Source organism: Paenibacillus mangrovi, assembly GCF_022898935.1.
Classification (GTDB): Bacteria; Bacillota; Bacilli; order Paenibacillales; family Paenibacillaceae; genus Paenibacillus_AQ; species Paenibacillus_AQ mangrovi.
On record NZ_JALIRP010000019.1, the window covers coordinates 44,140 to 57,671 of the forward strand.

General features: G+C 46.3%; 12 protein-coding genes, 1 rRNA gene and 1 other RNA gene. 13 read left to right on the forward strand and 1 reads right to left on the reverse strand.

Going from position 1 to position 13,532, the window contains the following annotated elements:
• Position 1: 1 nt before the first annotated feature.
• The 7 genes from gpmI (at position 2) to ssrA (ending at position 9,142) form a co-directional block, all read left to right on the forward strand.
• Positions 2–1,546, forward strand: coding sequence for a 2,3-bisphosphoglycerate-independent phosphoglycerate mutase (gene gpmI, locus MUG84_RS26090; RefSeq protein WP_244731052.1), 1,545 nt, complete (start codon positions 2–4; stop codon positions 1,544–1,546).
• 66 nt (positions 1,547–1,612) lie between these two features.
• On the forward strand, positions 1,613–2,899 hold the full coding sequence (gene eno, locus MUG84_RS26095; RefSeq protein ID WP_244731054.1) for a phosphopyruvate hydratase: 1,287 nt from the start codon (positions 1,613–1,615) through the stop codon (positions 2,897–2,899).
• A gap of 96 nt (positions 2,900–2,995) precedes the next feature.
• Positions 2,996–4,350, forward strand: a protein-coding gene (locus MUG84_RS26100) for an IS3 family transposase (RefSeq protein WP_425313284.1) whose coding sequence is annotated in 2 segments (ribosomal slippage) — positions 2,996–3,464 and positions 3,464–4,350 — 1,356 coding nt in all. Because the reading frame shifts where the segments join, the coding sequence is not laid out codon by codon here.
• A 215-nt stretch (positions 4,351–4,565) separates the two neighbouring features.
• Positions 4,566–4,799 carry a preprotein translocase subunit SecG gene (gene secG, locus MUG84_RS26105; RefSeq protein WP_244731059.1) on the forward strand — a complete coding sequence of 78 codons (234 nt, stop codon included), beginning with the start codon at positions 4,566–4,568 and terminating at the stop codon, positions 4,797–4,799.
• Positions 4,800–5,158: 359 nt separating this feature from the next.
• Positions 5,159–7,846: a ribonuclease R gene (gene rnr, locus MUG84_RS26110; RefSeq protein ID WP_244731061.1), complete on the forward strand. Its 2,688-nt coding sequence runs from the start codon at positions 5,159–5,161 to the stop codon at positions 7,844–7,846.
• Positions 7,847–8,054: 208 nt separating this feature from the next.
• Positions 8,055–8,537, forward strand: a complete 483-nt coding sequence (smpB, locus tag MUG84_RS26115; RefSeq protein ID WP_244731069.1) for an SsrA-binding protein SmpB — start codon at positions 8,055–8,057, stop codon at positions 8,535–8,537.
• Between the two features lie 238 nt (positions 8,538–8,775).
• Positions 8,776–9,142: a transfer-messenger RNA gene (gene ssrA / locus MUG84_RS26120) on the forward strand.
• A 54-nt stretch (positions 9,143–9,196) separates the two neighbouring features.
• Here ssrA and MUG84_RS26125 read toward each other — a convergent pair.
• Entirely contained in the window at positions 9,197–9,592 is a 396-nt protein-coding gene (locus tag MUG84_RS26125) for a VOC family protein (protein ID WP_244731071.1), read from the reverse strand.
• A 163-nt stretch (positions 9,593–9,755) separates the two neighbouring features.
• On the opposite strand from MUG84_RS26125, the gene MUG84_RS26130 reads away from it, so the two are divergent.
• The 6 genes from MUG84_RS26130 to MUG84_RS26155 form a co-directional block, all read left to right on the forward strand.
• On the forward strand, positions 9,756–10,316 hold the full coding sequence (locus MUG84_RS26130; protein WP_244731073.1) for a MarR family winged helix-turn-helix transcriptional regulator: 561 nt from the start codon (positions 9,756–9,758) through the stop codon (positions 10,314–10,316).
• A gap of 397 nt (positions 10,317–10,713) precedes the next feature.
• The gene (locus MUG84_RS26135) at positions 10,714–11,466 is read left to right on the forward strand and encodes an SDR family NAD(P)-dependent oxidoreductase (protein ID WP_244731075.1); all 753 of its coding nucleotides are present in this window, start codon (positions 10,714–10,716) and stop codon (positions 11,464–11,466) included.
• Between the two features lie 76 nt (positions 11,467–11,542).
• A complete protein-coding gene (locus MUG84_RS26140) occupies positions 11,543–11,920 on the forward strand; it encodes a steroid Delta-isomerase (protein WP_244731081.1) in 378 nt (125 codons plus the stop codon).
• 458 nt (positions 11,921–12,378) lie between these two features.
• Positions 12,379–12,582, forward strand: coding sequence for a cold-shock protein (locus MUG84_RS26145; RefSeq protein ID WP_244731083.1), 204 nt, complete (start codon positions 12,379–12,381; stop codon positions 12,580–12,582).
• 95 nt (positions 12,583–12,677) lie between these two features.
• Positions 12,678–12,908, forward strand: coding sequence for a cold-shock protein (locus MUG84_RS26150; protein ID WP_244731085.1), 231 nt, complete (start codon positions 12,678–12,680; stop codon positions 12,906–12,908).
• Between the two features lie 504 nt (positions 12,909–13,412).
• A 16S ribosomal RNA gene (locus MUG84_RS26155) occupies positions 13,413–13,532 on the forward strand; the annotation flags it as partial.

A 13,532-nucleotide genomic window follows, 5' to 3' on the forward strand; every position in this document is an offset into this window, starting at 1 on the left:
GATGACCGCACCTAAACCGGTAGCATTGATCATCATGGACGGATTCGGTCTTCGTAATACGGATGAAGGCAACGCTGTTGCCCAAGCCAAGAAGCCGAATTATGACCGCCTGATGGCCAAATACCCGCATACGACGCTGACAGCTTGCGGCGAAGCCGTAGGCTTGCCTGCAGGTCAAATGGGCAACTCCGAAGTAGGCCATTTGAACATCGGCGCAGGACGCATCGTATACCAGGATTTGACCCGTATTTCGAAGTCGATCCGTGAAGGTGAGTTCTTCGCTAACCCGACGCTGGTGGAGGCAGTACGTTCTGCCAAAAACAGTGGCAAGAAGCTTCATTTGTACGGCCTTCTGTCCGACGGCGGCGTGCACAGCCACATTGCGCATATGTTCGCTATGCTGGACCTCGCGAAAAAAGAGGGTATGCATGAAGTTTACATTCACGCCTTCCTTGACGGACGCGACGTGGCTCCGGATTCCGGTAAGAAATTCATCGAAGAGTTGCAGGCCAAAATCAAAGAAGTGGGCGTCGGCAAAATCGCGACTGTACAAGGCCGCTATTATGCGATGGACCGCGACAAACGTTGGGAGCGCGTGGAGAAATCCTACCGTGCAATCGTATACGGAGATGGACCTAAATATACCGATCCTATGCAAGCTGTGACGGAATCCTACAATAAATCGGTATTCGATGAATTCGTAGAGCCTACGGTGATCGTGGATGAGAACGGCCAGCCGGTATCTCTCGTGGAAAGCGGCGATTCCGTCGTATTCCTGAACTTCCGTCCGGACCGTGCTATCCAGTTGTCTCAAGTGTTCACGAACAAGGACTTCCGCGGCTTCGACCGTGGACCGAAGTTCCCTGAGAACCTTCATTTCGTATGTCTGACGCTCTTCAGCGAGACGGTAGAAGGGTATGTGGCTTACGAGCCGAAGAACCTGGACAATACGCTCGGTGAAGTGCTTGTGCAGAATAACAAAAAGCAGCTCCGCATTGCAGAAACCGAAAAGTATCCGCATGTGACGTTCTTCTTCAGCGGCGGACGCGATGTTGAGCTTCCGGGCGAAACGCGCATTCTGATCAACTCGCCGAAGGTTGCCACTTATGATCTGCAGCCCGAGATGAGCGCTTATGAAGTAGCTGATGCCTGTGTGAAGGAAATTGAGGCTGACAAGCATGATGCGATTATCCTGAACTTTGCCAATCCGGACATGGTTGGACACTCCGGCATGCTGGAGCCAACGATCAAGGCGGTTGAAGTAACGGATGAATGCATGGGTAAAGTTGTTGACGCCGTCATCGCCAAAGGCGGGGTAGCGATCATTATCGCTGACCACGGAAACGCCGACATGGTATTTGACGAAGAGGGAAGACCTTTTACAGCGCATACGACCAATCCGGTTCCGTTCATTTTGACTTCTGAGAATGTGAATTTGCGTGAGGAAGGCATTCTGGCCGACGTGGCTCCAACCATTCTCGACCTGATGCAGCTGCCGAAGCCTGCCGAAATGACCGGAGAATCGATGATTGCAAGCCGTAAATAAGCGGTATAATGATATAGATGTGTTTTAACCTGAACTAAATATGAATGACAAAGGAGAACAAGTACAATGACTATTATTTCTGACGTGTACGCTCGCGAAGTCCTCGACTCCCGCGGCAATCCAACTGTTGAAGTTGAAGTTTATCTCGAATCCGGCGCCATGGGCCGCGCAATCGTTCCATCCGGTGCATCCACTGGTGCTCACGAAGCTGTTGAGCTTCGCGACGGCGACAAATCCCGTTACCTCGGTAAAGGCGTTCTGAACGCTGTTAAAAACGTGAACGAAATCATCGCTCCTGAAGTGATCGGCATGGACGCTCTGGACCAGCTCGGCATCGACAAATTGATGATCAAACTGGACGGAACTCCTAACAAAGGCAAACTGGGCGCAAACGCAATTCTGGCTGTTTCCATGGCTACTGCACGTGCAGCAGCTGACGCTTTGGACCTGCCGCTGTATGTATACCTCGGCGGATTCAACGCAAAACAATTGCCAGTACCAATGATGAACATCGTTAACGGCGGCGCTCATGCCGACAATAACGTAGATGTGCAAGAATTCATGATCCTGCCTGTTGGCGCTCCTTCCTTCAAGGAAGCACTTCGCACAGGCGCTGAAATCTTCCACAGCCTGAAATCCGTACTTAAATCCAAAGGCCTGAACACAGCTGTTGGCGACGAAGGCGGTTTTGCACCGAACTTCACTTCCAACGAAGATGCGCTCAGCTCCATTATCGAAGCGATCGAAAAAGCAGGCTACAAGCCAGGCGTTGACGTATTCCTCGGTATGGACGTTGCTTCTACTGAATTCTTCAAAGATGGCAAATACCATCTCGAAGGCGAAGGCAAATCCTTCACTTCCGCTGAATTCGTTGACCTGCTCGTATCTTGGGTTGATAAATACCCAATCATCACCATCGAAGACGGATGCTCCGAAGACGACTGGGAAGGTTGGAAACTTCTTACCGAGAAACTCGGCAGCAAAATCCAGCTCGTTGGTGACGACCTGTTCGTTACAAACACTGAGCGCCTGAACAAAGGTATCGAAGAAGGTATCGGTAATTCGATCCTGATCAAAGTAAACCAAATCGGTACGCTGACTGAAACATTCGACGCGATCGAAATGGCTAAACGCGCTGGTTACACTGCGGTTATCTCCCACCGTTCCGGTGAGTCCGAAGACAGCACGATCGCTGACATCGCTGTTGCAACAAACGCAGGTCAAATCAAAACAGGTGCGCCTTCCCGTACCGACCGTATTGCGAAGTACAACCAATTGCTCCGCATCGAGGACGAGTTGGCTGAACTGGCTCAATACAACGGCCTGAAATCCTTCTACAACCTGAAAAGATAATTACAGCCGCTAGGCTGTAATTTTGAAAAGCCGTCCGGGCGAACTGCACCCCAATTGTTAGACACACAATCTAACAGTTGGAGGTGCATTTTTATTATGGCTAAATATACAAGTGATTTAAAATCAAAGATTATTCTAGGTTATGACTCGAAAATGATTTCTCAAACAGATTATGCAAAGCAAGTAGGTGTTAACAAAGCACAATTTCAATACTGGTTGAAGTTGTATGAATTACATGGAGAAGAAGGGCTTAAAAATACCTATACAGACTATTCTATTGGATTTAAACTAGACGTACTAAACTACATGGTTCAATCAGGTGCGTCATTAATGGATACTGCAGCTCATTTTAAAATCTCTAGTTATACAATGGTGTATGATTGGCAGAAAAAGATGGAGCTTGGCGGTGTAGGAGCCCTTGAACCGAGACCAAAGGGGCGTCCATTCATGAAAAAGAAACCTACTCAACAATCAAAACAAGCACCAGCTGATGGATCAGTCGAGGCACTTGAAGCACGTATTAAACAACTAGAAATGGAAAATGAATATTTAAAAAAGTTGAATGCCTTAGTTCAAAACAAGGAAAAATCACCAAACAAGACAAAGAACAAGTAGTCTATGAGTTAAGGCATAAATACCAGGTGAATGAACTCGTGAAGCTCGCCAATATTCCACGTAGCACATACTACGATCTGGTGAAGCGTAGGAATCGTCCAGATCCAGATGGTGATTTGAAAGTTGAAATTAAGGCCATTTATGAGGAACATGAAGGTCGTTACGGTTACCGCCGTATTCGTGATGAGCTAGCAAATCGAGAAAAAAAGGTGAATCACAAAAAGGTTCAACGTCTAATGAAAGAACTTGGATTAAAATGTAGGGTTCGCATGAAAAAATATAAATCTTACAAAGGTACTGTAGGTGAAATTGCGCCGAACCATTTAGATCGTCAATTTACAGCGGATACCCCAAATCAGAAGTGGGTAACGGATATTACGGAGTTTAAATTATTTGACGAGAAGCTTTATCTATCGCCAGTATTAGATTTATTTAACGGGGAAATTATTACGTATACAATCGGCTCTAGACCCACCTATTCACTCGTTTCAGAGATGTTAGAGAAAGCTCTAGAGTACTTGCCAGAAAAGCATAAACTACTGATGCATTCGGATCAAGGTTGGCATTATCAGATGAAACAATATTGTCATACCCTCCAAGAAAGAGGAATTAAACAAAGTATGTCTCGTAAAGGAAACTGTTACGATAATTCCGTGATGGAAAATTTCTTTGGGATTATGAAATCAGAGCTCTTTTACTATAAGGAATTCGAAAGTGTAGAACATTTTAAACAAGAACTTGAAAAATATATGGAATACTACAATACGAAACGGATGAAGTCAAAATTCAAAATGAGTCCGGTACAATACCGAACTCATTTTGAGCTAGTTGCCTGATAAAATAACCGTGTCTAACTTTAGGGGGTCACTTCAGGGCGGGTAGCCTGGGCGGCTTTTTTTAGCCTGAGGGTGAAGGGAAGTCCTTGTTTTAGGAAATGGGCTATGGTACAATTAAAATGCTGTTTTATGGACGATTTCTTATGCATTCATGAACAAGGATTTTGTTAAATTCAAACATAGAATGATGTTTATGCTATTAGGAGGTGGAACGAATGGAAATCTTTTTGAGAGTGTTGCTTGTGATTTTCGCGATTTCATTGATCGCAATTGTTCTTTTGCAGAAAGGGAAAAGCGCAGGTCTATCCGGTGCCATCTCCGGTGGTGCAGAACATCTTTTCGGAAAAACGAAAGCACGCGGTATGGATCTGCTCCTGCAGCGTTTAACGGTGGCTATCGCAGCCGGATTCTTTATTATGTCCATTGTAGTGGCTGTCTTTACGAAATAACATAGCTGGATCACTTTAAAACCTTCGCTCTTGCCTTGAAGAAGAGCGGGGGTTTTTTAATGATTACAGAATGTATAATTTACCAGATGTGCTGAAGCGTTATATAATCTCAAGAATAACTTTTACATAAATACGGTCTGTCCTAAGTGAAAGAACGTAGATCGCAATTTTTCTCTTATATTTCGATCGTTTTGCTGCTGATGTCTTAAGGAGTGTAGGGCGTCAGGCACGGATGCAAACGATTAAATTCGTGTATACTAGGGTATGTGTATACTAAAGCGGCAAAATCACTTTCGAGTCATTACATAGATACTTGCGGAAGGCTTTCTGCTACCTGCGAGTCAACTGAGGGGATAAACATGATAACGGAACAATCGATACTGGATTTGATGCAGGCGCCGGACTATAGACCAATGACTTATCAGGAGCTGGAGAAGCATTTTGGAATTGAAGATGCGGCGGAATTCAAGGAATTCCTGAAGCTCCTGAATATGCTTGAACAAGAAGGCAAGATCATGATGACGCGTTCGGACCGATATGGTCTACCTGAACGCCTTGATTTACTGCGCGGACGGCTTCAGGTGCATGCCAAGGGTTTTGCGTTCCTGATTCCTGAGGATAAGGAGCATCCCGATGTGTACATCGGAGCGAATGACCTGATGAGCGGCATGAACGGCGACACGGTGCTTGTGCGCATTACGACCCGTGGTCCTGCCGGCGGCAAGCTGGAAGGCGAAGTCGTTAAGATCGTCACACGCGCGACCAGCCAGGTGGTGGGCGTATTCCAGGGGCTTGAAGCATACGGCTTTGTGCTGCCTGATGACAAGCGGATCGTCCGCGATATTTTTATTCCGAAGGAGTCAATGGCGGGCGCGGTTGACGGCGACAAGGTAGTCGTGCATATCGTCAGCTATCCAGAAGGGCGCACGGCGGCTGAAGGCGAAGTCATCGAGGTTCTGGGGCACAAGGATGATCCGGGCGTGGATATTCTTTCGATTATCCGCAAGCATCAGCTGCCTGAGGGTTTCCCTGAGGAAGTGATGGCGGAAGCGGAGAGTGCACCAGATTCGATCACAGATGAAGAGATCGTAAAGCAGGGACGACGCGATCTGCGCGGCAAAAAAATCGTCACCATCGACGGCGAGGATGCCAAGGACCTGGACGATGCGGTCAATGTAGAGCGCTTGGAAAACGGGCATTACCGTCTCGGCGTTCATATTGCGGATGTCGGCTACTATGTGCGTGAGAACTCTGAGCTCGACAAGGAAGCTTATAACCGCGGCTGCAGCGTATACCTCGTGGATCGCGTAATTCCGATGCTGCCGCACCGACTCTCGAACGGGATCTGCAGCTTGAATCCGCAGGTGGACCGTCTGACGCTGTCCTGCGAGATGGAATTCGATGAGCACATGAAGGTCGTGAAGCACGACGTATTCACGAGCGTCATTAAGACGAAAGAACGCATGACTTATAACAATGTGCGTAAAATCCTCGAGGATGAAGATCCGGAGCTAATGGAACGCTACAAGGATCTCGTAGATGATTTCCGTCTGATGAAGGAGTTGGCGCTGAGACTCCGTTCCAAACGGATGAACCGCGGCGCAGTCGATTTCGATTTTGTTGAGTCGAAGGTTATTGTGGACGAAAACGGTAAGCCGGTCGATATCGTGAAGCGCGAGCGCTCGATTGCCGAGCAGATCATCGAGGAATTCATGCTTGCTGCTAATGAAACGGTGGCAGAGCATTTCCACTGGCTTAAAGTGCCGTTTATTTACCGGGTTCACGAAAATCCGGATCCGGAGAAGCTACAGGCTTTTATGGCCTTTGCCGAGAACTTTGGCTACCATGTCAAAGGCCGCGGCAACTCGGTTCATCCGCGTGCGCTGCAGAACCTCTTAGAGGAAATCAAGGATACGAAAGAGCAAACGGTCATCAGCACGATGATGTTGCGTTCTATGAAGCAGGCAAAATACGATGCGGATATGTCAGGTCACTTTGGTCTGGCAGCGGAATTCTATAGTCACTTCACGTCACCGATCCGCCGTTATCCGGACCTTGTCATTCACCGCGTTATCCGTGAGGTCATTGAGAGCAACAATGTGCTCTCCGAGAAACGGCAAGAATACCTGGCATCACGGATGCCGGAGATCGCGCAGCATTCCTCCGAGCGTGAACGCGTGGCTGTTGATGCGGAGCGCGACACCGATCAGCTGAAGAAAGCAGAATATATGCTGGACAAGGTTGGCGAGGAATTCGACGGCATGATCAGCAGCGTAACGAACTTCGGCATGTTCATCGAGCTGCCGAATACGGTTGAGGGCCTGATCCGTTTGGCGGCGATGACGGACGATTACTATAACTTCGATGAAAAGTCGATGTCGCTGATCGGCGAGCGTACCTCGAAGGTGTTCCGCATCGGCGATGAGATTAAAATCCGTGTGGCACGCGTGAACATGGACGACCACACCATCGACTTTGAACTGCTGGATATGAAGCCGCGCCGCGAACGGAATCGCGGCGGTGGTTTTGGAGGCCGCGGCGGTGAGCGCGGCGACAAGGGCGGCTTTGCGCGCGGCGGTGGTCGCGGTAAAGCAGGTGGCAATGGCGGCGGCAAGGCTGGCCGCCCAGGCAAGCGCGAGCGCACCTCAGCAGCTGGCGAAGCTGCGGGCGGCGCGGGAGCAGCCGCGGCGGGTAAACGCGGCAAGCGGGGTGCTGGCGGCGGACGCGGTCCGGCCGCCGTGGATGGGAACGTCGAGGCCAACCGGCCGATGACGTTCGGCTTTGGCTCCGGCAAGGGCGGCTACAGTTCGCCGGAACTAGGCGAGAATGCCAGCAGCGGACGGAAGAAGAAAACGTCCGGCAGCGGCATTTTCGTGGGCGAAGGCGGAGCTCCTGCGGAAGGCGGACGCCGGAAGCGTCACGGTGGCGAGCAGGAAGCCGGAGGCATGACACCGAGCAATGGCGAAGGCGGCTCCCGTAAGCGTAAGAAGAAAAAAGGCGCGGGTAAGAACGGTACGGCAGCTTTTGTGCGGAAGAAGAAAAAGTGACGGCTTCTGAAGATGCGGTCGTACTGGTTGCATTTCGTTGTGCAGTATTTTAGTGATAATAACGGCTGTTTTTTGGCAAAGGGCGGAGCTTGGCTCCGCCTTGATTTTGCCCGAATCAGTTGATACAATGGACTTCTGGGACGATGCGTCATGGTGATGCGGGTGACCGGAAGTCATGCTATTTTGTAATGGGTGAGGAGTGAAGGACATGGGTGGTAAGAAGAGTGACGGGAAGGTACTGGCCCAGAACAAGAAAGCTTCCCATGATTATTTCATCGAGGATACGTACGAAGCGGGCATGGTGCTGACTGGGACCGAGATCAAGTCGATCCGAAACGGGAAGGCGAACATCGGCGACGCATTTGCCACGATCCGTAATGGGGAAATTCATATTCACAACATGCACATCAGCCCGTTCGAGCAGGGCAACCGGAGCAATCCGAGCGATCCTACCCGGACGCGCAAGCTGCTGATGCATAAGGAACAGATTCATAAGCTGCTGGGACAGTCCAAGCAGGAAGGTTTCTCAATTGTTCCGCTGAAGATTTATATCCGTAACGGCTATGCCAAGCTGCTGCTGGGCCTCGGGCGCGGTAAGAAGCAGTATGACAAGCGAGAATCCGCTGCGAAGCGCGATGCACAGCGTGATATCCAGCGCGCACTGCGCGAGAAACAGAAAATTGCGCGTTAATAAGCTGTTATGCGAAAACTTAGCAAGTTTCACCTGTGTTTCCTTGCATCGTCTGTGTCATTTTGGCCGGATGATGTGATATAATAAGTAATGTAAGAGGCGAGGTTAACATTCGGTCTTTTACATGAGTCATGAATTTGCTTCTGATCATCCTTTCTTATGGAGGGAAAGGATGCGGAATAGATTGCTTCTTATGCTGCTGAGCAGCTCATCTAATCCGAAGAAGCCCTTATAATAAGGGGGCGTTCTTGGATTCGACGGGGATAGTTCGAGCATAGGTTGCGGGTAGTGGGGACGCGTCCACTTCATCAACGCTAAAGCCTATTAAACGGCAAACAACAAAACAACTACGCTTTAGCAGCTTAATAACCTGTTAGCGTGCTCCTACCTAGCATCGCCCATGTGACTGGGCTAGGGGCTAACAAGTAGTGGGATACGCCGCTTCGGTCTCCGCCTGGGGTCGACGGAAGAAGATAATCAGGCTGACCCTTTTGAGATCCGGTGACGGGGAGCTTGATTGGGTGACAACAAAACTGTCACTACACCCGTAGAAGCTTATGTGGCGTTGTCTTCGGACAGGGGTTCGACTCCCCTCGCCTCCATCTAGAAAAACCCGACCTCGCGAGGTCGGGTTTTTCTCTGTGTAAAGAAGAAAAATCCTATTTTGCATTCTTATCTGGCTGATGTATACCAAAAATATTTCCTTCTGTGTCAATGTAATACCCTTGCCACGCCATTCCAGGCAGTGCATACTTTGGCAATGCGAGCTTGCCTCCAAGATTAATAATTTTTGTTTCAGTAGAATCGTAGTCTTCGACTCCCATAGTACATGAATAACCATTCATAGCCTGACCAGGCTCTGGGGAAGCACCTTGACGTTGCATCAATGCCCCGTTGATTCCGAGTTCATTCGCATCGCCTGTCACAGCTCCGAAATAGGGCATTCCAGCATAATCGCTCCAATCCTCAAATGTCCATCCAAATACCTCTCCATAAAATCTCTTAGCACGTTCCATGTCATCTACATGAATTTCGAAATGAATTAATCTACCCATCCTGATTACCTCCTACGTTTTGGTTTCCTAAATCTTTTACTATGCATTCTTTTTGATTCTCCTTCTTCATTATTGTAATTATTGAAAAAATTATTCTAGAATCAGTAACGAAAATCTCCTTTGACCTTATGTGGCGTTGTCTTCAGGGGGTTCTTGCGACAATTTGAAGAAAATTATTCGGTCATATATAATAAGGTTACAAACAAATAAGATGGTGGACAATATCGATATAAATAAAGAGAAAAATATTAATTTTAACCAAGAAAAAATGTCGAAACAACATACTCAATTAGATACCCAATCGTTAACGACTCTTATTTTTCTCATGGAGAGTTCGCATGAAATATTTAAAGAAATAACTGTTCATCTTTCCAAATTTGGACTTTCAGTGGCGAAAGTAAAAGTACTACAGACACTTTTCAGTCAAGAAAAGCCAATGATGCCATCTGAATTAGCGAAAAATTCCGGTGTTTCGAGATCAACGATGACCGGAGTACTGGATGGTCTTGAACGTGACGGCTTTATCTATAAAGGAGAAGGGGATGATCGCAGAATTACCCTTATTTTTTTATCAGAGGCGGGAGTGAATCTAATGAATACACTGCAGCCTTATTATGCCGCCCTTGCTGACAAAATTACCAGTGAAGTAACAAAAGAGGAACAGGATTTATTGGCTCAACTATTAGTGAAGTTAAAGCGCAGCTTAGAGGGACAGAAGGGTTAATTTTTTTCATGAATAATTCGGTCCCGTATTATAAGGTTACGAACTTCATTTCACTGTCCTACACTTTTCTTGATTTTTGCTTAAGAACATAGAAGTCGTATTTTTTGCTTATATAGTACGGTTCCGTATTATCTGGTTACGAACTTTATTTCAGTCCTACAATTTTCAGCCTTTTGCTTAAGAATATAGAAGTCGTATTTTTTTGCTTATATAATACGGTCCCGTATTATCGTGTTGCAGATTGTGGGTAAATTCCTTCCGCTGTCGTAGCGTTGACTAAAATGAAAGGAGGTGGTAGGAAAATAAATCATCGTAGTTATAAAGTGGCTTATGATTTTTGAATTTACTCGACGCTATATTTAAATGGAAAAAATATGACAGCAGAGGAGTGACAAGCATGGGACGTCTAGAAAATAAAGTTGCAATCATTACGGGTTCTGCCGGAGGGCAAGGAAAAGCTGAGGCGATTCTTTTCGCAAAAGAAGGAGCCAAAGTAGTCGTAACAGATGTGCAGGAAGACAAAGTAAATCAAGTCGTAGCTATCATCAAGGAAAATGGTGGGGATGCAATTGGCTTTTACCATAACGTGGCATCCGAAGATAACTGGATTCAAGTGGTAAAAGATACGGTTAAAGCATTTGGTAAAGTGGACGTTCTCGTGAACAACGCGGGTGTTACCAGTAATATACCGCTTATTGATACACCACTTGAACAATGGAACAAAGTGATGGACATCAACTTAACAGGCACTTTTCTTGGCATGAAACATGTGATTCCAGTAATGCTGGAAAATGGGGGTGGTTCCATTGTTAACATTTCATCCATTGCTGGATTAACTGGCGGCAGTGGAGCCGGTGCCTATACAGCTTCAAAAGGAGCAATTCGACTTTTCACAAAGGCGGCAGCTGTTGATTATGCCAAACAAAATATCCGAGTGAACTCCGTTCATCCGGGCTATATTGAAACACCGATGACAGAGACATTCTTTTCGAATAAGCAGATGTTGAACTGGTTTAAGGCAGCTACGCCTCTTCCATACCTCGGGAAACCGGAAGACATTGCTGAAGGTGTCCTGTATCTTGCTTCAGATGAATCTAAATTTGTAACAGGCATTGAACTCCCGATTGATGGAGGTTATTCAGCACAATAGGTAATTGGTGCTGAAAATCCAATCAAGGGAAACAGACAGTTTTACCTAAATTAAAATTGAGAAGGGAACGAATAACATGCCAACACAATCCGAAATGAAAGCTGTAATGCAAAAATACCTTGACGCATTTAATGCCGAAGATGCTGATGCAGTCATTGCGCTCTATGCCGACAATGCGACGATCGAGGACCCAGTCGGTTCCCCAACGTTACAAGGCAAGGAGGCCATTGGCGCGTTCTATCGGCAGGTTATACCCATGGGAAGCAAACTTAAATTGGTTACCCCAATCCGCGGATCCCATAGCAACTCGGCAGCGATGGCATTCGTGGTAGAAAGTGTCATGGACGGTAATCCGATCAATATCAATGTCATCGATGTCATGACGTTTGATGAATCCGGCAAAATTACCAGCATGCGAGCATATTGGGGTAAGGAAGACTACAATATCTTGTAACTCCAATGATAACGTGCTGACATAATTGCACATTGATTATCCTAAAATTCCAGAAAAACTCCAAAAGGGGACAGGCGTGTATTTCATGGCCATGTCCCTTTTTTTGAGAAACGTATGCCGCACCGAAGGTAACTGTTCGCAATCATAGGTCGGACACTGCATTGATCAATTTATAGTCAATCTATTAAACTTCTTCCTGTAGTATTGATTTCTGTAATCTACAGAAACAAAGGACGAAATGACAGCTTGGAGGCTATGTTCAGGACTGTTAAACATGAGGTCTTTGACAATTGGCTTTTTGGATCCAGCTGTGTTATAATGAAATTAAATATATAATTTGAAACTAATTCGCATATTGAAAAAAGTCTCATTTTATGATGGTGCTTTTTCCAATGTGTGAATTTTTTTGTATAAATGGAAAATGATCATGTTAAAATTTATTTGTGGAGGTAATACAAATGCAAACAGGTACAGTAAAATGGTTTAATAGTGAAAAGGGCTTCGGATTTATTGAAGCCGAAGGCGGCAACGATGTTTTCGTTCATTTCAGTGCGATTCAGAGCGATGGCTTCAAAACATTGGATGAAGGCCAACGAGTTCAGTTCAATGTGGTTCAAGGTAATCGTGGACCACAGGCTGAGAACGTGACAGTAATTTATTAATTAAAAGCAAAGCTGCTCCTAACATGTAGGGAGCAGCTTTATTTTTTTCTTTGTTTCTTTTTTTAAGGAAATATACAAAGGAGGTAAAGAATGTAATGTATAATACCTTTCGCAACAAGAAGTATGCAGAGGACCACCCCACTGAAAATACTCAAATCTGGTTGTGCACCAAAGAAAGATGTAAGGGATGGATGCGGGATAACTTTGCATTTGAAAATAAACCAGTTTGTTGTTTGTGCTCATCACCAATGGTCAGTGACGTAAGGATGCTGCCGTTACTTGTAAACTCGAATGACGATCTCAAAACGATCAAGAAAGACCGTTAGAGCATCACGCGGCGCCGAATTGTGGATTTCCCGATCCACGGCTCGCTTCCATACTCAGTACCAAAAAAGCGATACTTTCGGATTGCACCACGGTGCTTTCGTCTGTGTGAGATAAAGTATAATCTGAGATTGGGACCATTTAGAAATAGCTTAATAAGCGAAAATAAGTAAATTGGAATACTTTACCTGTTGTAATCAGAGAGTCAGCGTGATATATTATTAATCCGGCCGCATGAAAGCCGGTGATTAAATGGTTGCTTGGTTATTAATAATTAAGGAACTAGTTCATATGGTATTATTTACAAGTGGTAATGGCAAGTGAAATATGATATATTAAATATCCGGCCACAACATGGTCGAGAGATTGCTTGATCTTTGAAAACTGAACAACGAGTGAGATACAGACTTCAGCAATGAAGTCAAAACGCAAAGCAGTTCGGTCCCCCGAACTGTGGAGCGCAAATGAGATTTAAATCTCGTCAGATTCAAAATGAGTCACAAACTTTCTTGGAGAGTTTGATCCTGGCTCAGGACGAACGCTGGCGGCGTGCCTAATACATGCAAGTCGAGCGGACTTGATGAGGAGCTTGCTCCTCTGATGGTTAGCGGCGGACGGGTGAGTAA

Coding starts and splice junctions, on each gene's coding strand:
- gpmI (WP_244731052.1), top strand. CDS start 2: ATGACCGCACCTAAACCGGTAGCATTGATCATCATGGACGGATTCGGT.
- eno (WP_244731054.1), top strand. CDS start 1,613: ATGACTATTATTTCTGACGTGTACGCTCGCGAAGTCCTCGACTCCCGC.
- secG (WP_244731059.1), top strand. CDS start 4,566: ATGGAAATCTTTTTGAGAGTGTTGCTTGTGATTTTCGCGATTTCATTG.
- rnr (WP_244731061.1), top strand. CDS start 5,159: ATGATAACGGAACAATCGATACTGGATTTGATGCAGGCGCCGGACTAT.
- smpB (WP_244731069.1), top strand. CDS start 8,055: ATGGGTGGTAAGAAGAGTGACGGGAAGGTACTGGCCCAGAACAAGAAA.
- MUG84_RS26125 (WP_244731071.1), bottom strand. CDS start 9,592: ATGGGTAGATTAATTCATTTCGAAATTCATGTAGATGACATGGAACGT.
- MUG84_RS26135 (WP_244731075.1), top strand. CDS start 10,714: ATGGGACGTCTAGAAAATAAAGTTGCAATCATTACGGGTTCTGCCGGA.
- MUG84_RS26140 (WP_244731081.1), top strand. CDS start 11,543: ATGCCAACACAATCCGAAATGAAAGCTGTAATGCAAAAATACCTTGAC.
- MUG84_RS26145 (WP_244731083.1), top strand. CDS start 12,379: ATGCAAACAGGTACAGTAAAATGGTTTAATAGTGAAAAGGGCTTCGGA.
- MUG84_RS26150 (WP_244731085.1), top strand. CDS start 12,678: ATGTATAATACCTTTCGCAACAAGAAGTATGCAGAGGACCACCCCACT.